Here is a 20029-nt window from a genome sequence, read left to right as displayed (position 1 = left end):
TTTGGTTACTTACTGCCCAGGTACCCTAATATTTACTATTAAAGGATTAACATCATGAAACCTATTGATGAAGATATTGCGGTAAAGATCCTGGAGATCATTTTTAAACGCAGAAAGCTGGTTGAGGCAGAGTTATCTTCACCCGAATCCCTTAAACTGTCGGCCTTGTCCCCGGCTGAAGTGGAACAGCATCTGGATAAGGTCCGGCTGATGGTGGCGCAGCAACAAGCCATTACTATGGTGTTGCCCGCCTATCCGGGAAAATCCCCCAACCGGGATAAAACCTTAAGTAAATTACCGGATCTGGCGGAAAAGCACTCGATTGATAACCTTTACCGGCTGTGCCGGGAGATAGAGCAGGTATACCCGCCGGGGGCGAAAATATTGATCTGTTCAGACGGTTATGTGTTTTCGGATCTGGTGCGTATTCCTGATCCCGATGTTGATCTTTATACCCGGGAACTTATTCACTATTATCAGCGGCATTATCCGGGGTATTTTGAGTTTTTTGATATCAAGGATGCCTTTCCCCAGCTGACTTGTCTGGACTCGATGCGGGAAGAGCTGATGGTGTGTTACGGCGAGTCGCTGATCAAGCTAAGTGCCCGTTGTAAAAGCGAAAAAGAAAGCTTGTCCATGTATCAGGGCATTACCCGCTTTTTGTCGGAAGATTTTGCCGGGCTTGCCGAATTTAGCCGGCACAGCAAAACCCAAATCCAGAAACAGGCGAAAAGCATCTCTGTCAGGGTGATACAGCGCAGTAATGCCTGGGGGGAATTGCTGGCCGAGTTTTTCCCGAATGCACTGCGCCTGTCTATCCATCCCCAGTACCGGGTGTCGGCGAAAATAGGTATCAGTATGGCGGATGCCGATGACGGCTGGCGTACCCCCTGGCATTCGGTTGCGGTGATGAAAAACCGGCAAATACAACTGCAAAAACGCAGTCAGATAGATGAAAACCGTCACAGGTTAATTTTTAACGGCGGCAAACCCTGTCACTATCAGGAGTTAACTCAGGGTATGGGAGAAGTGCGTCATGGTTAATACTATTGTTTTTGACCTCGACGGCACCCTGATTGATACCCTGGCGGATATTGCCAATGCCATGAACCGTACCTTTGAGTCGTTTGATCTTAAACCTCAGCCTTTATCCGTTTACCGCAAGCTTGTCGGCGGCGGCTCGAAAAACATGGTGGAGACCCTGGTACCGCAGGAGTGGGATAAGCAAAAGATATTTGCCCATTACCTGATGGAGTATGAGCAGCATTCCCTGGTTGAAACCCGTCCCTACCCGGGTATACATGATGCTTTACGGCACTTGCAACAAGCCGGGATCAAATTGGCTGTGGTGACTAATAAGCATCATCAGCAGGCTATTTTTTTGCTAAAGCGCCTGTTTCCGGATGTCCATTTTCATGCGGTGCAGGGAGTGGTTGAAGGCATACCGAAAAAGCCCCATCCGCAAATGGTTTTTACCGCTTTGGCACAAATCGGCACTAAGGCGGAACAGTGCCTGTATGTCGGAGACACCATCACAGATATGAAAACGGCGCAATCTGCCGGTATCCCGTCTGTGTATGTCCGCTGGGGTTATGGTGAGCTTAGCGCTGTCGCCACCAGCCCGGATGAACAGGCGGCTGATTTTACCATCTCAGAAATATCACAGCTGCTGCCGCTGGCGCAGGCAGGAGAAGAGCAACAAGGAACAAGCATGACATTATTATCTAAGGACAAAGCCGGGTTTGATAAATCGGCGATAGCAGCACAATTGCTCCCGGTGATCCAAAGTTATCTGGTCGCCGATGAGGAAGATAAATTTATCGGCCAGGGAGATGCTTTGCTGTTAAGCCAGCTTAAATTTTTTATCGAACAAGATTTGCCGCTTGAATTTATCCTGCCGGGCTTTCCGTGCAAATCTCCCAATGATGTTGATAAAAGCTTCTCGACTATGCCGGATTATGGTGAAGTGCGGGCAATACAACGCCTGGATGAGTTTTGTCTTCGTCTCAATGAAATTTATCCCCGGGGCAGCCGGGTAACCATCTTAAGTGACGGCACCACCTTTTCCGATATTGTTTGCGTAGCGGAAGAAAACAAAGAAGCCTATAAATCGGCACTGTGCTCACTGACGGTCACGGAAAACATCGCCTGGGCGGATTTGTCTTCCCTGCTGGAAAGCAGTAAAAATAATGCCGCCGCCCTGAGCAGCCCGGCAAAAAGAAAAGCCCTGGTGAACCTGGTGGCTTCCGGTCCGCGTGCCTTTGAAAAGTTTGTCAATAAAGTCAAAGGCGACAGCGAGCAGGCCAGGGTGCATGACAAGCTCTGCAGTTATCTCTACCACGACATCCATTTGGAGCGTTTTAGCGAAGGAGACAGGGACAGTTATCTTGAGTCCATCAGCGAAAAAGCCTATCAAATGATGTATCGCGGCCGGGCGCTCAGTTATGGCATAGAGCAGGCTTTTCCCCGGCATATCCGCTTGTCTGTCCATCAATACGATAATGCCGGGCCTAAGTATACCTTCGCCTTGACGGACCATCAGCAAAAGAGTATTTCTCCCTGGCATACGGTGCCGGTGCGTTTGCTCAGCGGCCAATATATGCAGCTGCCCCATTCGCTGGCAAAAGAAAAGCTGTTGGCTAAGGTGACTTTGCAGCAGCACAACTGGCTTTACCTGGAAGTGCCTTCAAGTGAGTTTTCCCGCTATCGCTACCAGGTGATCAAGGGGCCAAAATTCGGTTTAAAAATATCGGCGCCCGAGGGCAAGGGCTATGAGATATTTTCCGCCGATTTTCTGCAGCAGCTCAGTGAAGAATTCGGTTTTGTGGTATTAGCCGGGGCCGGGTTTGAGCAGCAGGATGAGCTGATAAGCTTCTGCCAGGATTTCGGGGAGATTTATCAGTGGGAGTTTGGATCTGTGCATGTGGTCAAACCTAAGGAAAAGCCCGACGGTTTTGTCCACTCCATCGAAAAAACCCCCTTGCACTGGGATTTGAGCATGCTGCCCGCCGGTGACAAACATGTCGAACAAAATCCCAGGTTTGCCGCCAGTACTTTTATGCTTTACTGCAAAACGCCGCCGGCCGCCGGAGAAGGGCAAACCACTTTGGTGGACAGCCGCATGGCATTAAAAATTGCCGGGCAGGAGAAGGTGAAACGCTGGCGGGCAACGGATATTACTTATCAAACTAAGATGACGTATTTTGGCGGCGTACCGCGTGCTTATCCCCTGGTTTTCGAACATCCGAAAACCGGTGAAGATATTTTCCGCTATCAGGAAGGCAGCGAGTTGGAACTGCAACAGTTCCTGTTAAGCTCTGACACTTTGTCCGGGCAGGCATTGGATGGTTTGATCTGTGATGTCAATGCCATCGCCTATGATGAACGTTGTCTGGTGGCGCATGAGTGGCAGGCGGGAGATCTGGTGATAATCGATAATTATTATACTCTGCACGGCCGCCTGGCGATGACGGAAAAATCTATGTCGCGAGAGCTGTGGCGGGTACAGTGTTTTAGTTGATAATTAGCCGGAGGCTTTTCCCGCCCCTTTTTGACAGCGGCAAGTCTGTCGCCCGCAGCTTCAAGACGAAGCGGACCAGGGGATGCCGGGCAATCTTTATCCTGGCGGGGTCGGATGGACCCCGCCAGGATAACTGTGTTATTGCATTTGTCCCGACGGGGAAAAATGCCAGCGGCTGTCCTTCATTATGCCGCCGGAGGCAGAAATGGTGTCGGTGCCGTCCAGGCTAAGCAGTTTGCGCTCTTTTCCCCAACGGGACTGGCCATACTCGAATAAAAATACGCCGTTATTTTTATAGACTTTTATCGTGCGGCTGCCGGCGTTTAACACATGAAGGTGATCTTCGCTATCCAGAGTCAAACTCGCCGGACCGTTCAGCTGTTCGGCCAAGTCCATACCGAAGTCGCCGATATATCCCAGCATGTCTCCCTGGGGGCCTAACCAGGTAATTTGATGCTGTCCGGCGCTCAGGATAAAGATATTGTCCATAGAATCCAGGGCAAAGTCTTTCAATATACCCACAGAATCAGGCAGGGAAACCGGGCTTTGTTCATTGCCTGCAAGATCGTAAACCCGAATCATCGGCTCGGTTTCAAACCAGACATAGATTTTTTGCCGGTACTGGCGGGCAACGCGCATCTTCAGGGGAAAGCTGACGTCATGGCCGCCGGGGGCGGTCACTTGCTTGAGCGGAGCTTGAATGCCTAAGCTGGTGAGTTTGCTTGTTGGTAACCGGCTGTTATCTGGAACTTTATTTAAGCCTTTGCTTGCTTCTGCCATAGCAAAACTTTTCACCGGCAGAGCCAAAGTGCCGGCAACTGCTGAGCTGGTCACGATAAATCGGCGACGATCCATAGTTAGTCTCTTGTTATTGTTAATGACTGGTTAATCTATGGTTTCATAGCCTGGGTATTTCTACAAGTAATATGTCATAATTCCTTGTGTTTGATGTTATCTTTTTAGCGTATTTAAACGGCTGCCCCGGATTGGTTTTCGGGGCCACTTAGGAGTCCCATGTCTGCTGAAATTGCTTTTGCAAAACTTGCTGCCGCATTTGATATCAACAACTTAAACCGTGAGCTAACGTCCCTGTCGGACGGGGGCTGGATTGAGCATGTCAACAAGCGGGATTATCAGGGAGGCTGGGATGTCCTGCCGCTGCGTTGTCCGCGTCAATATGCTGATCAACATGCTATTTTGCAAAGCTTTGCCATTGAAGCGGGAGACGACTGGGTGAATTTGCCCGTCCTTGCCCGATGCCCGGAAATCAGCAAGGTATTGGATTATTTTCACTGCCCCCTCAAGGCCGTGCGTTTAATGCGGTTAAACCCCGGGGCCTATATCCAGCCCCACAGGGATATGGGGTTGGCGATGGAGTACGGCGAGGCGCGTATCCATTTGCCGATCTGCGGCGCCGATCAGGTAACGTTTTTAGTGGACGGGCAGGTGGCACCTATGGCGGCAGGAGAGTTGTGGTACCTTAATGCCGATCTTGAACATTCGGTACGTAACAACGGCAGCGAAGCAAGGGTTAACCTGGTGATCGACTGTAAAGTAAATGCCTGGCTGCAAGCGGCTATCGAAAATAACCGCTGAGCAGCTCTTTTGCCGGCAGCTGGTGTTTATCTATGGCCAGTTCCCGGTATCCCAGGCGTTTGGCCAGGTTGACAATTTCTGGATGCCGGAAAATCTCTTGCGGCTCGAAGTCCGTCTGCACCATATGGCCATAGCTGTCTGTTTTCTCTTCTATGGCGCTAGTGTCTATATCCGTTAGCTGTCCGTCTGGGGCGGCGGTAGCTAAAAAGGCGGCGAGCTTGTTTAGGGACTGGCCGGTAAACAGGGACTCGTAACTAAGGTGCAGCCAGTGTTTTTCCTGCCAGTCCTGCTCAAATGCCAGGGCCTGCAACTGTACTTCTGCCCAAAAATAAAGACACTTCTCAAAGGGAGATAAGTGTTGCCAGTTTTGCTGGTATTCGGGGAGCCTGGCCCCGGGGGCAAAAGGGGTGAACAATTCTTTTTCCGGCAGATGGGGCAAAGCCGGCGGCACGAAGGCATTGAGCTTTAACCAGGAAATCGCGGTAAAGACCGGGTGTCGGGTGAGATGGATCACTTTTACCGGATGCTCAAGTTCTTGGGCAAACCAGGCGATATGACGCCAGCAGGGAAAGCCGGTTTCTATGTAGTTTTTCCCCCGGGACAAGGTGTTTCGGATCTCATTCAGGTGTTGCTCCAGCAGCGCTTTATTGTTTACTAACGGCAATGATGGGGAATTGTCAATCGGCGCATATTGATAACCCAGGGGCTCATGTTTTATTTGATAATTGTCGGCCTGTTGTGCTGTCAATAGCCGGGGTAAGTGCCGGGTCAGCCACTGGGTGCCGCAACGGCCGGTGGAAACAATAAAACATGCATAGTTTTTCATCTATTTGCCTGATTATTTTGCAAAAATTTATTTTAGCATAATGATTTTTACCGGAGTTAAACAGTTTTTGTTGAAACTATTTACGGATGTAAATATTTCGGCTATCTTTGTTTACAAATCGTTTCAACAGCTTGTCTGTGCTTAATTAAGTGGTTGTCGGTAAGGGGTTGTTGAAATATCGTGCTTGCATAGGCTTTCATACCACTATCTATTACCGGAGCAGGCGACAGACCCTGATTTACCAGATATTTTGCTACAAAAACAATATTAAGGCAGGAAAATATGGACGCTTACAATTACCAGCAACTTTCACAACTGATCGGCGAGGCAGTACAGGTTTCCGATCAACAAGGTAATCAAGTGAGCCTTAAGATCATCGAAGTGAATAAAGGCCAACTTGACGGCGAACAATGGGAAGCCTTTTCCGTTATCTATACCAGCGATGAAGCCATGAATATTTCCCAGGGCACCTATCGCTTTTCCCACCAGGCATTCGGCCAAATAGATTTATTTCTCTCTCCCAACAGTGCCGTCGAATTTGAGACCATAGTGACCCGTTCAAGAGCCCAAGAGGCTCAGGCAGGCTCACAAGCGTAAAGTTAACAGGATGTAATATCGGGTAATACCGGGTAAAAACAGCAGGTGTTAAGGTGTCCACTGCATCAGTAAATAAATCTCATTGGTCTGGGTTTTTAACTCAAATCCCAGCCGCTGATAAAGGTTTTTTGCGGGGTTGTTGTGTTCAACATGTATGGTCACGGCTTTATTGCCGGCTTTAGCTTGCTCAAACAGTTGCTTAAACAAATAGCTGCCGATGCCCTTATTTTGATAGTCGGGAGTCAGGGTAATATCAACGATGCGGATTTCCCTGTCCCAGTGGTCGACAAATAAACGGCCGATGGCCTGGCCGTCAAACTCGATGATATCGAACTTATCACTGTTGTAATGGTGCAGGTAATGTTGGTACTGGGCATTAAACTGCTGTTGGATAAAAGCCTCTTTTTCCTGGCGGGTGAAGTTGGTCATCGCCAGTTCGGCTTCGCGGGTTGAGGCATACAAGGCCTGCATAAAAGCCAGATCGTCTGTGGTGTGTTTTCTCAGGGATACGAGATGGTGCCCGTTGTTTTCTTGCATAGCTGTCAGCAAACCTGTCTGCAGTTAGATGTAAATATCAATAAGTTATTAAGCTAATTGTGGAATTTTCCATAATTAATGTAAAGAGCGAAGGAGAAGATAATGGCAGAACCTTTTATCAGTGAAATACGCATGTTTGGTTTTAACTTTGCGCCGCGAAAATGGGCGCTTTGTGACGGGCAAGAATTGCCGATTACCCAGAACCAGACCCTGTTTGCACTTCTCGGCACGACTTTTGGCGGCGATGGCCGTTCTAATTTTGCCTTGCCGGATATGCGCGGCCGGGTACCTGTGCACCGGGGGGATTATCAGGCCTTGGGTAGCGGGGGCGGCAGCGAACAGGTCACCCTGAGTGAAGCCCAACTGGCGCCCCATAGCCATAGCCTGGAAGCGACCTCGGACAATGGCGAAACCCGGGTGTTTGCCGGCAGCAGTCTGGCGGCAGGGTATGATTCCCGTAACAACAGACAGTATCCTGTGGATATGTATAAGGCGCCGGTCACCTCTGAATTGACGACACTCAATAGCGCAAGTATCACGGATGCCGGCAGCGGCTTGCCTCATGAAAATATGCAGCCGTCACTGGTGGTGAACTTTTGCATCGCCCTCGAAGGCGTGTTTCCGTCAAGAAATTAATCAGGAGATTGAAAGATGAGTGAACCTTTTATCGGTGAAATTCGTATGTTTGCGGGGAACTTTGCCCCTAAAAACTGGGCATTTTGTGATGGTCAGCTCCTGGCGGTTAGCAGTAATGAGGCCCTGTTTTCCTTACTGGGCACCAACTACGGGGGGGACGGACGCAGCTCGTTCGGCTTGCCGGAAATGCGCGGCCGCCTGCCTATGCATATGGGGCAGGGCAGCGGGTTGAGCAACCGAACCTTAGGCGCCGGGCCGGGATTTGAAAGGGTGACTTTAAGCTTAGATCAAATGCCTAACCATAGCCATGGCCTGGTGGCAAGCCGGGGGGAAGCAGATGCCAGTACTCCTGCAGGACGGGTGCTCGCCTCGCAAACGGACGGTGACATGCCCTACACGCCAACGCCTGCTGATCCGGTAGATATCGAAGATATGGACAGCCGTTCCCTGTCACCGACAGGTGATGCTTTATCCCATAACAATATGATGCCTTATTTGGGGGTTAACTTTATTATCTCCCTATTGGGGGTATATCCGAGCAGAAATTAACGGGTGGTTTTGTTGGTATTTTCCGCTATTGGCCATACCGCAGCGGTAGGGCCGGATGATGAAAATACAGTGAAACGAGTTAAGCGAACAGGACTTTAGGAGAATTATTATGTCAGAACCTTTTATTGCCGAAGTAAGAATGTTTGGCTGCAACTATGCACCCCGTGGCTGGGCCTTTTGCGATGGCCAGTATTTACCCATAGCTGAAAATACTACTTTATTTTCCCTGATAGGGACTACGTATGGCGGCGACGGCCGCACGACTATGGCCTTGCCGGATCTGCAGGACAGGGCGCCGTTGCATCCGGGTCAGGGACCGGGATTAACCAGGCGCTTGTTGGGGTATCCCGGCGGCACGATAACCGAAACCTTAGTCGAGGAGCAGTTGCCGGCTCACAGCCATACGCTCAAGGGCGTTTCTGCGGCGGGCAGCTCAGGCACGCCGGATGAGTCCCTGTTTCTTGGTCAGGATAAAGCCTCGTCAAACGAGAGGATTTTTTATCTGGCAGAAGGGAAAAGCCTGGATGCCCCCATGTCCGATAGTGCGGTACAGGTAAGTGGCGGCGGACAGGCCCATAATAATATGCAGCCCTATCTGACGGTGAACTTTTGCATTGCCTTGACCGGCCTTTATCCGATGAGAAACTAGGGCCGCCGCTTACGGGTTTGCTTTATACAGCTTAAAAAGAAAGCTTAAAAGTAAGCCCAAACAGGCAAGGTTATCCGCTATGCAGTTGTACAACCTATTGACAGGACTATTTTTTCAGCTTTTATGGCTTATCCCTGTGACGGCCCCGCTGGCGGCTGAAGAGATCGTTTTTGACAACTTTTCAAAGCCGGTCACCCTGGTGAAGCAGGGGGCGGCGTACCGGGTTGCGGCAACCGGTGCCAGGGTGAGCCTGTCCCAGCGGTTAATTGTCAAAACGGCCGCTTCTGTCGGTAAAGCCGAGGTGTCGGCTTTACACCCCGGGGTGAGTGCCGTTACGGAACTCTTCCTTGGCCGGGCGTTTCGTTATTATGCTTTGACCCTTGACGGCGAGGCGCCGCTGCCTGGGGTACTGACAGCGTTCAGGCGGTTACAGCAGCAGGGGCAAGCCGGTATCGAGCTGGTGCAGCCGGATATCTTACAATTGAAAAGCAAGAGTGAGGCGGGCGCTTTAGCCGAAAGGGATTCGCCTTATTTTTCCTTGCCGGGCATTGACCCCCTGTGGCAAAAAACGAAAGGCAAAGGGGTCCGGATTGCGGTTATCGATGACGGCTTTAATCTCGGGCACGAGGATTTACAGCACATTCGTCCGGTTTTATCTTATGACAGCGAAACCCGGTCTTTGGATGCTTCGGCACAGGCGTTAACAGACAGTCACGGTACTAAAGTGGCGGGCATTATTTTCGCTGCCCATGATGGTCGGGGGATAAAGGGGATCGCGCCGGAAGCGGATTTGATCGCCTTGCGCCAGCCGGATACCTGGACTTCAAATACCTTGTTGAGTTTTCAACTGGCAAAACTGGCCGGTGCAGATGTGATCAATTGCAGCTGGCATTCGCAGTGGCTGTTACAGCCAGTTGTCGAAATTGTTAATGAGTTGGCATATAATGGCCGTGATAAAAAAGGTATTGTCGTGGTTTTTGCTGCCGGTAACCAGGGCAGAAAAATCACAGCAGGCAGCAGTGAAGCGTCTATAGAACAGGCTCTGGTCGTCGGGGCCGGCGACGGGCAGGGCAAGCCCTTGGATTTCAGCAACTACGGCCCTTCGGTGGACTTTTATGCCTATGGCGGCAAAGCAAGGACAACCTTAGTTTCCGGACAATATGGCAGCTTCTCCGGTACTTCCCTGGCCTCGGCGATAGTTTCGGGTTTTAGCGCCCTCTTGATTGCCGAGCAGCCGGATATTACCTTGGCAGAGTTGTCACGGCGTTTAGATTTGTTAATGCAAACAAAGCGCCTGACTGCAAACTAATATGCAAACAACATAAAGGGTACTTGTAACGTGGCTGACGAAAAAAAGAATAATAACAGCGACACTTTTTCTCCCCTGGATGATGAACTGGATTTTGATTGTCAATATAGCGACAATCTGCCTGCGATTTTAAAAGAGCTGAATATTTCCCTCGCCTTTACCTCGTATCAGGCGGGACGTTTGATGCTGGTGCGCAGCGACGGCAAAACCCTGGATGTGAATTTTAAAAGTTTTCCGCGCCCTATGGGGCTTGCCGCAACAGAAAACGGCCTGACGCTGGGGATCTTCACCCAGATCATCAATTTCCAACGCGAAGATGGCTTGCTGGCACAAATCAAACGTCCCCTGCCGGGCATAGAAGAAGATATCACCGCGCCGCGTATTAAGCCCAAAAACAGCGATGTACAGGTAAATGTCTTAGCTGGCGAGGAAGGCGAAGACAAAAGCGGCGAGTCTGAACAAGAGTTGGTGCTTAATTTATCTCCCGAGCAACAGCAGCAAGTGCAAAAACAGCAAGAGGCGGTGAGGGCCTATCAGCAGAAGTTAACCGCCGCGCTTGATGAGCGGGTTGATGCCTGCTTTATTAGCCGCTCGGCCCATTATTCCGGCATGATCAATATTCACGATATCGACTGGGGGGATGAAGGCTTATGGGTGGTTAATTCCAGTTTTTCCTGCTTATGCACGCTGGACCCGGACTATAGCTTTGTGCCCCGCTGGAAACCGCATTTTATCTCTGAATTGGTGCCTGAAGATCGCTGTCATCTTAACGGTATGACATTAAAAGACGGTAAACCCGCCTATGTCACCACCTTCTCCAAATTTGATGCCCCCGGAAAATGGCGCAAGGGCACGAAATTTGACGGCACTTTGATGTCGGTGGCAAGCAATGAAGTTTTGGTGGATGGTCTGACGATGCCCCATTCTCCCCGCTGGTATAACGACAGGGTTTATTATTGCAATTCAGGTTATGGCCAGATCTGCAGTTATCAGCCGGAAACTAAAATCACGGAAACCTTGTATGAAGTGCCGGGATTTACCCGGGGCATGGATTTTTACGGCCCGCTTATGTTTGTCGGGCTTTCTAAAGTCAGGGCCGCAGATGTTACTAAACCTGCGCCTTTGTCGCAAAAGTATGATGAAACCTATTCAGGGATCTGGCTGTTTAATCTCGATGACCCGGGGAATAAAGAAGCGATCGGCCATATTAAGTTTACCGGTAATGTCGATCAGATTTACGATGTTGCCGTTATCCCCGACAGCAGTTTTCCTGAATTGATCGAACCTTCGCACCCGAGAATGAGAAATCATTTTTGTCATCCCGAATTACAAGCCTTAGCAACTGGAAGTAACAAATAATGGAATCGACTAAAATAACAAGTCCTGCCGCCCGAGCGGGTGTCGGCAAACCGGCAAAATTGGGCCGGGCGATAAAAACCGCTATTCCTTTGTTGGCCATGTTGGGGGGCGGAGCACTGGCCTCCACCCGCAATACCAGCTCCTCGGTAAACGGCCGCAAGCTAAAAAATGCCGCAACCGTTTATGTCAATAAGGGCGGTAACGAACCGGTGAAAGAGCCGGTAAAAACCCATAAAGCCAAGCGCTCGGCTTTTGCCGCCTTTAGCCATACCGACCGGGTGAAAAAAACGGTTAATGCCCGGCATGAGGTTGATCGCGGTGCGCTCGATTTCTTAAAAAACAACGGCCTGTTGCAGCAGGGCAATGCAACCCAAGCCAGCCTGTCCGGCAATACCCTGGGCAGGAAAACCTTTGCCGACTTTTGTGCGGCAACGGCAAAAAACACCGGGGATGCGTTGAGCACCGGCGATGCCAATGTTGTCGCCTACCAACCTACGGTCGGCGCCTGTACCGGGGCGGGCCATGTCTGGCATTATACCGTGGGAGGGCAATGTACCACAGGTGCATATACCGTCAGGCAATGTGTTGCCGATGGTGTGGTCCGGGGCAATGTCCCGAGTTTGACAACACACGGTACTGCAAGCTGGACCAATTTTACCGTGAACAGTACTAAGGTTGCTCCCGTAGGCGATACCACGCCGCCAACGTTTGAAAATGGGACCCCCTCGGTAGGCTCAGAAACCGGCAGCGGGGCAACGGTTTCTGCCGATCTCGATGAAGACGGCACCGTCTATTATGTGGTGGTGGCCGACGGTGCAGCGGCGCCGAGTGTTTCCGAGGTCAAGGCGGGCACCGGCAGCGGCGGCAGCGGACAGCTGGCGGCGGGCAACTTTACCACCACCGGCACTACCGGCAATGAAGCTTTTGGCGGCTTATCGGATAATACGGCCTATGATCTTTATGTGGTGGCCGAGGACGATGAAGGTACGCCGAACGTGCAGGCAAGCGTGACTAAGGTCGACTTTGCCACCTTGGATACGATCGCCCCGACCATTACTGCGGTCAGCATTCCCGACAGCGACCATAAGGTGGGAGATACGGTAACCGCTACTATTACCGTGGCCTCAGATACCGATGACTATACCACGGGCAGCGGCGGCATCAGCGGTACCATAGCCGGTTATGCCCTGGGCAGTTTAAGCAAAACCAACGACACCACCTATACCGCCACGTTCACTATTACCGACGGCGGCACGGATGTGGCGGCAGGATCGAATATTGCGGTGAACTTTACCCTGGATGACAGCTCGGGCAATACCAGCTCGGCCTATACCACCGCTATCAGCCAGGCCAGCGATGCCATTTATGCCAATTTACCGGATGTTGATCTTACCGCCGACACCAATACCATAGCCGAAGACGGCGGAGTCTCGACCTTAACCGCCACCTTAAGCGGCAGTTTAAACAATCAGTGGCCATCGGCAATCACTGTCAATCTGGCCTATACCGGTACAGGTACGGCGGGCACGGATTACACTAAGTCCGACAGTATTGTGATTTCAGCGGGTAACTCCAGCAATACCGCGACCGTGACCGGCACCGCCGATACCTTGTTCGATGCCGCGAGCGATGAAACAGCAATCGTCGATATCAGCAGTTTATCGGTTGGTAACGAAGGCACTACCAACCAGCAAACCATCACTATCACAGATGCCGAGTCGGCTCCTACGGTAGACCTAAGCGTCGGCAATGCTTCGGTCAATGAAAACGGCGGCACTTCGACCATTACCGCGACCTTAAGCCATCAAACCTATGACAGTACTGTGGTGAACTTGTCTTATGGCGGCACTGCGGTGGGCGGGGGCACAGATTATAACAGCCCCAGTGCTTCCATCACCATTAATGCCAACAGTTTAAGCGCCAATGCGGCTACCGGTATCATTGCCGTGGATGACGGCAGCTCGGACGGTAATCAGACCATCATCATCGATATCAGCTCGGTGACCGGCAGCGCCAGTGAGAACGGTACCCAGCAGCAGACGGTGACCATCATAGATGATGAAGACGGTGTCGCGCCGACGATTACCGGTATTACGATACCCGACAGCGATCATAAAAACGGCGATATTGTGACCGCCACCATCAGTGTGACTTCCGACGCCGATGATTACACCACAGGCAGCGGCGCCATTGCCGGTAATATTAACGGCTTTGCTTTAGGCAGCTTGAGTAAATCCAATGATACCACTTATACCGCGACCTTTACCGTAGCGGCGGGCAGCGATATAGCAGCAGGCAGTGACGTACCGGTTAACCTGCTGACCTTGACCGACAGCTCGGGTAATACCAGCAGCGTCTATTCGACCCCCATCAGTCAGGCCAGCGATGCCATTTATGCCAACCTGCCGGATGTCGATTTAACCGCTGATACCAATACGATTGCCGAAGACGGCGGGGTTTCAACGTTAACGGCAACCTTAAGCGGCAGTTTAAACAATCAGTGGCCGGCGGATATTACCGTGAATCTGGCCTATACAGGTACAGGCACCGCAGCTACCGATTATGCCAAATCTGACAGCATTACCATTACCTCAGGTAACAGTACCGGCACAGCGACGGTGACCGCTACTGCCGATACTATCTTTGATGCCGCCGCTAATGAAACGGCTATTGTTGATATTGATAGCCTGTCTGCGGGTAATGAAGGCACCACCAACCAGCAAACCATTACTATCACAGATGCCGAAGTGGCGCCTGTGGTGACCTTAAGCACAGGGGCGGCTGTGGTGGCGGAAAATGGCGGGACTTCTGCGATCACCGCAACCTTGAATAACCCGACTTACGCCGATGTAACCGTAAACCTGGGTTATACCGGCACCGCCACCAGTGGCGGTATTGATTACAATACCCCAAGCAGTGTTATTACCATTACTGCCGGCAATAGTTCCGCCAATGCCGCAACCGGCATTACCGGGGTAGACGATGGCGATAGCGAAGGTTTTGAAACCATTATTATCGATGTCGCCTCGGTTACCGGCGGTAGTGCCAGTGAGAGCGGCAGCCAGCAGGAAACCGTGACCATCAATGATGATGAAACCATTCCTGTGGTGACCTTAAGCGCCGATACTAATACCCTGGCAGAAGATGGCGGGGCGGCAACCTTAACGGCGACTTTAGATCAGGTGACTTTTGAAGATGTTACCGTGAATTTAGCCTATAGCGGTACGGCAACCGGCGGCAGTGATTATGCCTCGCCTGCCTCAAGTATCACCATCAGTGCCGGGCAGTTAACCGGCACCTCTACGCTAACGGCGAGCAATGACAGCACGGATGAAGACGATGAAACCATTATTGTTGACATCAGCAGCGTCAGCGGCGGCAACAGTATCGAAAGCGGCAGCCAAAGTGAAACCCTTACGATCATCGATGATGACAGTGCGGTAACACCAAACCCGGATCCGGATCCGGATCCCGATCCCGAACCGGAAACGGCGCTGGTCAGCCTTGCTGCCAGCCCAAGCTCGATAGCGGAAAACGGCGGTACCAGCACGATTTCGGTAAGCCTGGATCAGGCCATCAGCGAGTCGGTAACGGTTGCCTTGGCCTATAGCGGCAGCGCCAGCAGTGGCAGTGATTATCAGACACCGGCGGGCTCTGTAACTATCGCTGCCGGGGAAACATCTGCCGACCTTAGTTTGACGGCGATAGCAGATAGCGAGCAGGAAGATAATGAAAGCATTATCGTCGCTATTTCCGGTGTCAGCGGCAGTATTGCCAGTGAAGACGGTGACCAGGTACAAACCGTGACCATAACCGATGCCACAAGTGTGATCACTACGGCTGCCGACAGCGCCGCTGTCGATGAAGATGCCAGTGTTGATATCAATGTCCTGGCCAATGACAGTATCAGCGGCGGCAGTTTTGATATCGGCAGTGTAACGGTCAGCTCAAGCGCGCAGCGCGGTGTTACCGAAATAAATAATGAAAGCGGCATGATCACATATCGCCCGGAAGCGGACTTTAACGGCAGTGACAGTTTCAGCTATACCGTCAGCGATCTTTCGGGCAACCAAAGTGAAGCTACTTTGGTGACGATAAATGTTGCCGCGATAAATGATGCGCCGCTAGCGCAAGATGACATGGTTATCCGCGAAGACTGGCAACCGTTAACCCTGGATGTGTTAGCCAATGACAGTGATGTTGACGGCGATGAGCTGAAAATTATCGGCGCCGTTGTTGATATCGGTGCTGTTAGCTTTACCGACAGTGACATTACCTTCACCCCTGCCGGTGGTTTTGCCGGCAGTGTCTTTATCGATTATGTGGTCAGCGACGGTACGGAAGAAGCCTCTGCCCGGGTGCAAATCGATATGCAGGCCTCGGATGAAAACCTGCCGGTGATCACCTTGCCTGAAGATATCGAAGTTAATGCCGATGCCCTGCATACCAAGGTAGACCTGGGCGTGGCTGAGGCCGTCGACAGCTCTGGTAATAGTATCCCGGTTTCCCTTGAAGACGGTATTACCTTCTTTAAACCCGGTACCAATACCGTGTTCTGGACCGCAACCGACAGCGAAGGACGCAGTGCGACAGCAAGCCAGGTGGTAAAAGTCAATCCATTGATTTCACTGGATAAAGACCAAACGGTTACCGAGGGAGCCGAGGTCAGGGTTGGCATCCGTTTAAACGGCGAATCGCCGCAATACCCCTTATCTGTGCCTTATAGCGTCAGCGGTTCGGCGCAGTTTGGTGTTGATCATGATCTTGACTCGGGAACGGTGACTATTACCTCGGGGACAGACGGTGTGATCACCTTTAATATTCTCAATGATGCCATCAGCGAAGGTGATGAAACCCTGGTGATTGAACTGGACAGCGGCCTTAACCGCGGCAGTAAATTCAGCCAGCAGCTCACCATTACAGAAGACAATGTGCCGCCTAAAGTCAGTCTTAAAGCGGAGCAGGGAGGTGAAGAGCGTTTTGTGATCAACCAGCAGGACGGCTTGGTAATAATCACCTCAGAAATCAGTCACCCCGATGCCGCTAATCAATATACCTATGCCTGGTCCAATAAGCAGCAGTTGCTGAACGACAGCGACAGCAGTGATACCAGTTTCAGTTTTGATCCGTCAGGCTTGGCGGCGGGGGTATACCATGTTGCCCTGACGGTGACTGACAGCGATGATATTGCCTATAGCGGTCACGATCAGCTTACCCTGCGTCTGGATGCCACCAGCATAGCCTTAGGCACGCAAGACAGCGACAATGACGGTATTGCCGATGATGTCGAAGGTCTGGATGATGGCGATAACGACGGTATTCCCGATTACCTGGATAATATCGATGAATGTAATGTCGTACCCGAGCAGGTAGGTATCACGGACAACTTCCTGGTGGAAGGAGATCCGGGGGTATGTCTACGCCTTGGGGATACCGCGTTAACGGGCGCCTCAGGCGGTACCCGCTTGTTTGAAGATGATGTCAACGACGAAGAGGTTGTGAATGTCGGCGGTATCTTTGACTTTATCGCCTATGGTTTGCCGGTTGAAGGCCAGGAATATCGGGTGGTCTTGCCGCAGGTACAGCCGATTCCCGCCAATGCCGTTTACCGCAAACAAAAGAACAGCGGCGAATGGACTAACTTTGTCCAGGACAGCGGTAACCAGTTATGGTCAACCGAAGGTGAGTCGGGCTTCTGTCCGCCGCCGGGGGATGAGCAATGGCAGCCCGGGCTTATTGAAGGCCATTGGTGTGTACAACTGGTGATGACAGACGGCGGTGCCAACGATGCCGACGGCATAGCCAACGGCACCATAGTTGATCCCGGCGGCGTGGCTGTGATGCTGGATAACAACCAGCAACCGCAGGCGGAAGATGACAGCGTACAAACCTTGCAGAATACGCCGCTAACCATAGATGTGTTGGCCAATGACAGTGACGGCGACGGCGATAGTCTAGAGATCACTTCGGCAAATGCTGTTTTCGGTACTGTTACCATAGAAAATAACCAGCTTTATTATCAGCCGCCAAGCAGTTATTTCGGGGAAGATACTCTGGTATACGGTATCAGTGATAACCAGGGGGGATCGGCTTCGGCCACCTTGACGGTGACGATATTAGCCAACGAAAGTCCGGTGGCAGCTAATGATGCTGTAGCCCTTTTGGTCGGCGAAAGCCAAACCTTGTATGTATTGCGCAATGACAGTGATGCTGAAGGAGATAACCTGGAAGTCATTTCAGCAACGGCTGAGCTTGGCAGCGTCAGTATCAATGACGACGGAACCTTAAGTTATCAGGCCCCGGCAAGTTTTATCGGCACAGATACCGTAACTTATGTGATCCGCGATAGCTTTGGCGCTGAGGCTGAGGGCATTGTGACGATAACTCTGGTCGAACCGCGTGAGTACACCAGCGCACAAGGCAGGAAGAGAAACGGCGGTAGTGTTTTCTATCTGCTGCTGTTATCTTGTGCTGTTCTGGCCGGACGCCGGAAGTTAAAACGCTAAAGGTGAATTGACTGAAATAAAAAAGCTCCGACTCGGCGGGGCTTTTTTATTTATAGTGTCCCGCCCTGGGATAAGTCTCCACTTTGGAGACTTATCGATGAAAACAGCAAACTTTATACACATTAAAGGTATTTAAGGTGATTACACTATGGTCTTTACATTGGCCGTAGTTTATCCAATTGAAAAGGCAAACTGTAAACCGCACTCCTGAAATGTAGATGGTGTTATTGTTGTCGGGTTTATTTACAGAGAGTTAACTTGTCATTTTTGCTCTGGAATAAATATCTTAAAAATCAACGGTATAAAAATGTGGCCTATGCCTTGCTTGTCGGCTGACCCTGCTTTAACGGTGTGATATCAAGCAGTTACTCTTGAATGTCGGCTTTTAATAATTAAAAAGAGTAGGGGTAAACAGGCAAAGCTTAATTTGGCTGTCTTTACAGCATGAAAGGTTAATACACTAAAGGAAAAAAGATGAAAGGAATGAATATGAAAGGGAAAGCCACTAAGGGACTCATCACTGCGGCAGCATTGACGCTTGCCAGTTCAAATGCTTTTGCCGGTATGATGACGGTAAGCGACTCTTTTGGTTCTCAAGGCAGTACAACGGATGTACCTGTAGGAGCGTTAACTGAAACCCTGACTGTTGCAGGTTTTGATACCTCGTTAGGTATTCTGACCGGTGTCAGTATTTCGGTTTTTGGTCAAATGGACAGCGAAGGTTCTTCTAAAAATGTCAGTGCAGCAGACGGCCGTGCCGAAGTCAGTATCTTATTAGGCAGCAACTGGTCGGTAACTACGGCTGCGGCCGATGATTATATCTTTGGTAACGGTGGTGCTGTTCTGGCCGATGACCAAAGCTCTGCGGCGGGTAATTTCGATTTAACGCCGGGTGAAATTTTCACTTACGACTTATCAAGCGGCGAGCAATCCGGAGCGATGACAGGTGTTGATTTGTCCGCCTTTACTACAGGCAGCATGGTTGATTTTGTTTTCTCTGCCCTGGCCCTGACTTATATTAACAATGATGTGGAATCGGGTACCGGGACTTTTGAAAATACCTTCCAGACAGGTTCCTGGGGTAAGGTTGAAGTCACTTATACCTATAGCAGCGAAGTGCCGGAACCGGCTTCTATCGCAATCCTGGCATTAGGCCTGGTGGGATTAAGCTTACGCAATAAACAAAAGCAGGTTTAATAAAAGCTGCTTGCCGTAAGTATATTTACGGCGCAAAGAACTCTTAGTTTCATGAGAGTCTAAACCCCTTAAGCTATAGCTAATGCCTTAAGGGGTTTTTTTATATCAGAAGATGTCAGCCAGGGGGCTCTCTAATACAACAGCTGACGGTAAAAAGTATGCTGTTTTCCCTTTGTCAGGGTTTGTACCTTAGGTTCAACATAACTGACCAGTATATCCCCCAGCTCTGTGGGAAACTGTACCTGGAGTTCACGGGGGTTATCTGCCCGGTCGCCGGCAAGTAAAAAACCGTCGATATAGGCCACCAGGTAATTCTGCCTGTCCTGTTCGCCATGTTCATGTTTTCCTTTGTGGTTTTTTAATACTTTGCCGGCAATTTCTTTTTGCAGCATTTTCCTAAGTTGTTGGATGCCTGGCAGCCTGGCCCGTTGTGAGTCCAGCGAAATCTTTCCCGAGTAAACCGGCATTTTTGCGGTGAATAAGTGATTAAGCTGCTGCCTGAACAGGGTTAATGTTTTATTGTCGCCGCTGGCCAGGTGTAGCAGGGAGGCGGGTTTTTCCGGCCATAACATCCTGGCGAACAAGTCGCTCAGGGAAGTGCGTATGGTCAGGGAAATATGTTTGTCGTGGCGCAGGGCGATTTCCGCCGAGGTCATGCTCAGGCCGTGGGCTGCAGCCTGGTTTACTGTTATCAGGGAGCATAAGAGCAGTATTAGCAGCTTACATTGCTTTGCTGTTTTCATATCTT

The 20029-nt window shown here is 50.8% G+C and carries 15 protein-coding genes; 11 read left to right on the top strand and 4 right to left on the bottom strand.

From position 1 onward, the window contains the following. The first annotated feature begins 54 nt into the window (after nt 1-54). Together SG35_RS25340 and SG35_RS25335 are read left to right on the top strand one after the other, a co-directional pair. A complete protein-coding gene (locus SG35_RS25340; RefSeq protein WP_044833388.1) occupies nt 55-1044 on the top strand; it encodes an isocyanide synthase family protein in 990 nt (329 codons plus the stop codon). Then, nucleotides 1037-3520: an L-tyrosine/L-tryptophan isonitrile synthase family protein gene (locus tag SG35_RS25335; RefSeq protein ID WP_053043095.1), complete on the top strand. Its 2484-nt coding sequence runs from the start codon at nt 1037-1039 to the stop codon at nt 3518-3520. The genes SG35_RS25340 and SG35_RS25335 overlap by 8 nt, the downstream gene beginning before the upstream one ends. A gap of 138 nt (nt 3521-3658) precedes the next feature. Here SG35_RS25335 and SG35_RS25330 read toward each other — a convergent pair whose 3' ends face one another. Next, nucleotides 3659-4375, bottom strand: a complete 717-nt coding sequence (locus SG35_RS25330) for an NHL repeat-containing protein (protein WP_044833387.1) — start codon at nt 4373-4375, stop codon at nt 3659-3661. Nucleotides 4376-4534: 159 nt separating this feature from the next. Between SG35_RS25330 and SG35_RS25325 the strand changes: the two genes are divergently transcribed. Continuing rightward, nucleotides 4535-5116 (top strand): aspartyl/asparaginyl beta-hydroxylase domain-containing protein, encoded by a 582-nt coding sequence (locus SG35_RS25325; protein WP_044833386.1) that lies wholly within the window; start codon nt 4535-4537, stop codon nt 5114-5116. Here the strand turns inward: SG35_RS25325 and SG35_RS25320 are convergent. Then, nucleotides 5097-5942, bottom strand: coding sequence for a sulfotransferase domain-containing protein (locus SG35_RS25320; protein ID WP_044833385.1), 846 nt, complete (start codon nt 5940-5942; stop codon nt 5097-5099). The genes SG35_RS25325 and SG35_RS25320 overlap by 20 nt on opposite strands. 282 nt (nt 5943-6224) lie before the next feature. Between SG35_RS25320 and SG35_RS25315 the strand changes: the two genes are divergently transcribed. Continuing rightward, on the top strand, nt 6225-6539 hold the full coding sequence (locus SG35_RS25315) for a DUF6916 family protein (RefSeq protein WP_044833384.1): 315 nt from the start codon (nt 6225-6227) through the stop codon (nt 6537-6539). A gap of 48 nt (nt 6540-6587) precedes the next feature. Here the strand turns inward: SG35_RS25315 and SG35_RS25310 are convergent, their stop codons facing one another. Continuing rightward, on the bottom strand, nt 6588-7076 hold the full coding sequence (locus tag SG35_RS25310) for a GNAT family N-acetyltransferase (protein ID WP_044833383.1): 489 nt from the start codon (nt 7074-7076) through the stop codon (nt 6588-6590). A 102-nt stretch (nt 7077-7178) separates the two neighbouring features. On the opposite strand from SG35_RS25310, the gene SG35_RS25305 reads away from it, so the two are divergent. From SG35_RS25305 to SG35_RS25275, 7 genes are all read left to right on the top strand, one after another. Continuing rightward, on the top strand, nt 7179-7712 hold the full coding sequence (locus tag SG35_RS25305) for a phage tail protein (protein ID WP_044833382.1): 534 nt from the start codon (nt 7179-7181) through the stop codon (nt 7710-7712). 15 nt (nt 7713-7727) lie between these two features. After that, nucleotides 7728-8261 (top strand): phage tail protein, encoded by a 534-nt coding sequence (locus tag SG35_RS25300; RefSeq protein WP_044833381.1) that lies wholly within the window; start codon nt 7728-7730, stop codon nt 8259-8261. A 109-nt stretch (nt 8262-8370) separates the two neighbouring features. Next, on the top strand, nt 8371-8910 hold the full coding sequence (locus SG35_RS25295) for a phage tail protein (RefSeq protein WP_044833380.1): 540 nt from the start codon (nt 8371-8373) through the stop codon (nt 8908-8910). A gap of 79 nt (nt 8911-8989) precedes the next feature. Beyond that, on the top strand, nt 8990-10219 hold the full coding sequence (locus tag SG35_RS25290; RefSeq protein WP_053043094.1) for a S8 family peptidase: 1230 nt from the start codon (nt 8990-8992) through the stop codon (nt 10217-10219). Between the two features lie 30 nt (nt 10220-10249). Continuing rightward, entirely contained in the window at nt 10250-11578 is a 1329-nt protein-coding gene (locus SG35_RS25285; protein WP_053043093.1) for a TIGR03032 family protein, read from the top strand. Beyond that, the gene (locus tag SG35_RS25280; RefSeq protein WP_044833379.1) at nt 11578-18084 is read left to right on the top strand and encodes an Ig-like domain-containing protein; all 6507 of its coding nucleotides are present in this window, start codon (nt 11578-11580) and stop codon (nt 18082-18084) included. Before SG35_RS25285 ends, SG35_RS25280 begins: the two co-directional genes overlap by 1 nt. Nucleotides 18085-18558: 474 nt before the next feature. After that, complete coding sequence (locus tag SG35_RS25275; RefSeq protein WP_084692781.1) at nt 18559-19281, top strand: PEP-CTERM sorting domain-containing protein; 723 nt, start codon at nt 18559-18561, stop codon at nt 19279-19281. A 131-nt stretch (nt 19282-19412) separates the two neighbouring features. Here SG35_RS25275 and SG35_RS25270 read toward each other — a convergent pair whose 3' ends face one another. Then, on the bottom strand, nt 19413-20024 hold the full coding sequence (locus SG35_RS25270; protein WP_044833377.1) for a hypothetical protein: 612 nt from the start codon (nt 20022-20024) through the stop codon (nt 19413-19415). Nucleotides 20025-20029: the final 5 nt, after the last annotated feature.

Source organism: Thalassomonas actiniarum, from assembly GCF_000948975.2.
GTDB lineage: Bacteria > Pseudomonadota > Gammaproteobacteria > Enterobacterales > Alteromonadaceae > Thalassomonas > Thalassomonas actiniarum.
Note: the sequence above shows the minus strand (reverse complement) of the source record. Positions and strands in the feature narration are given on the sequence as shown.

Bases quoted from the DNA above. Each gene is read 5' to 3' on its own strand.
- SG35_RS25315 (WP_044833384.1), top strand. From the start codon at position 6,225: ATGGACGCTTACAATTACCAGCAACTTTCACAACTGATCGGCGAGGCA.
- SG35_RS25325 (WP_044833386.1), top strand. From the start codon at position 4,535: ATGTCTGCTGAAATTGCTTTTGCAAAACTTGCTGCCGCATTTGATATC.
- SG35_RS25290 (WP_053043094.1), top strand. From the start codon at position 8,990: ATGCAGTTGTACAACCTATTGACAGGACTATTTTTTCAGCTTTTATGG.
- SG35_RS25320 (WP_044833385.1), bottom strand. From the start codon at position 5,942: ATGAAAAACTATGCATGTTTTATTGTTTCCACCGGCCGTTGCGGCACC.
- SG35_RS25335 (WP_053043095.1), top strand. From the start codon at position 1,037: ATGGTTAATACTATTGTTTTTGACCTCGACGGCACCCTGATTGATACC.
- SG35_RS25330 (WP_044833387.1), bottom strand. From the start codon at position 4,375: ATGGATCGTCGCCGATTTATCGTGACCAGCTCAGCAGTTGCCGGCACT.
- SG35_RS25305 (WP_044833382.1), top strand. From the start codon at position 7,179: ATGGCAGAACCTTTTATCAGTGAAATACGCATGTTTGGTTTTAACTTT.
- SG35_RS25295 (WP_044833380.1), top strand. From the start codon at position 8,371: ATGTCAGAACCTTTTATTGCCGAAGTAAGAATGTTTGGCTGCAACTAT.
- SG35_RS25340 (WP_044833388.1), top strand. From the start codon at position 55: ATGAAACCTATTGATGAAGATATTGCGGTAAAGATCCTGGAGATCATT.
- SG35_RS25280 (WP_044833379.1), top strand. From the start codon at position 11,578: ATGGAATCGACTAAAATAACAAGTCCTGCCGCCCGAGCGGGTGTCGGC.
- SG35_RS25275 (WP_084692781.1), top strand. From the start codon at position 18,559: ATGAAAGGAATGAATATGAAAGGGAAAGCCACTAAGGGACTCATCACT.
- SG35_RS25270 (WP_044833377.1), bottom strand. From the start codon at position 20,024: ATGAAAACAGCAAAGCAATGTAAGCTGCTAATACTGCTCTTATGCTCC.
- SG35_RS25300 (WP_044833381.1), top strand. From the start codon at position 7,728: ATGAGTGAACCTTTTATCGGTGAAATTCGTATGTTTGCGGGGAACTTT.
- SG35_RS25310 (WP_044833383.1), bottom strand. From the start codon at position 7,076: ATGCAAGAAAACAACGGGCACCATCTCGTATCCCTGAGAAAACACACC.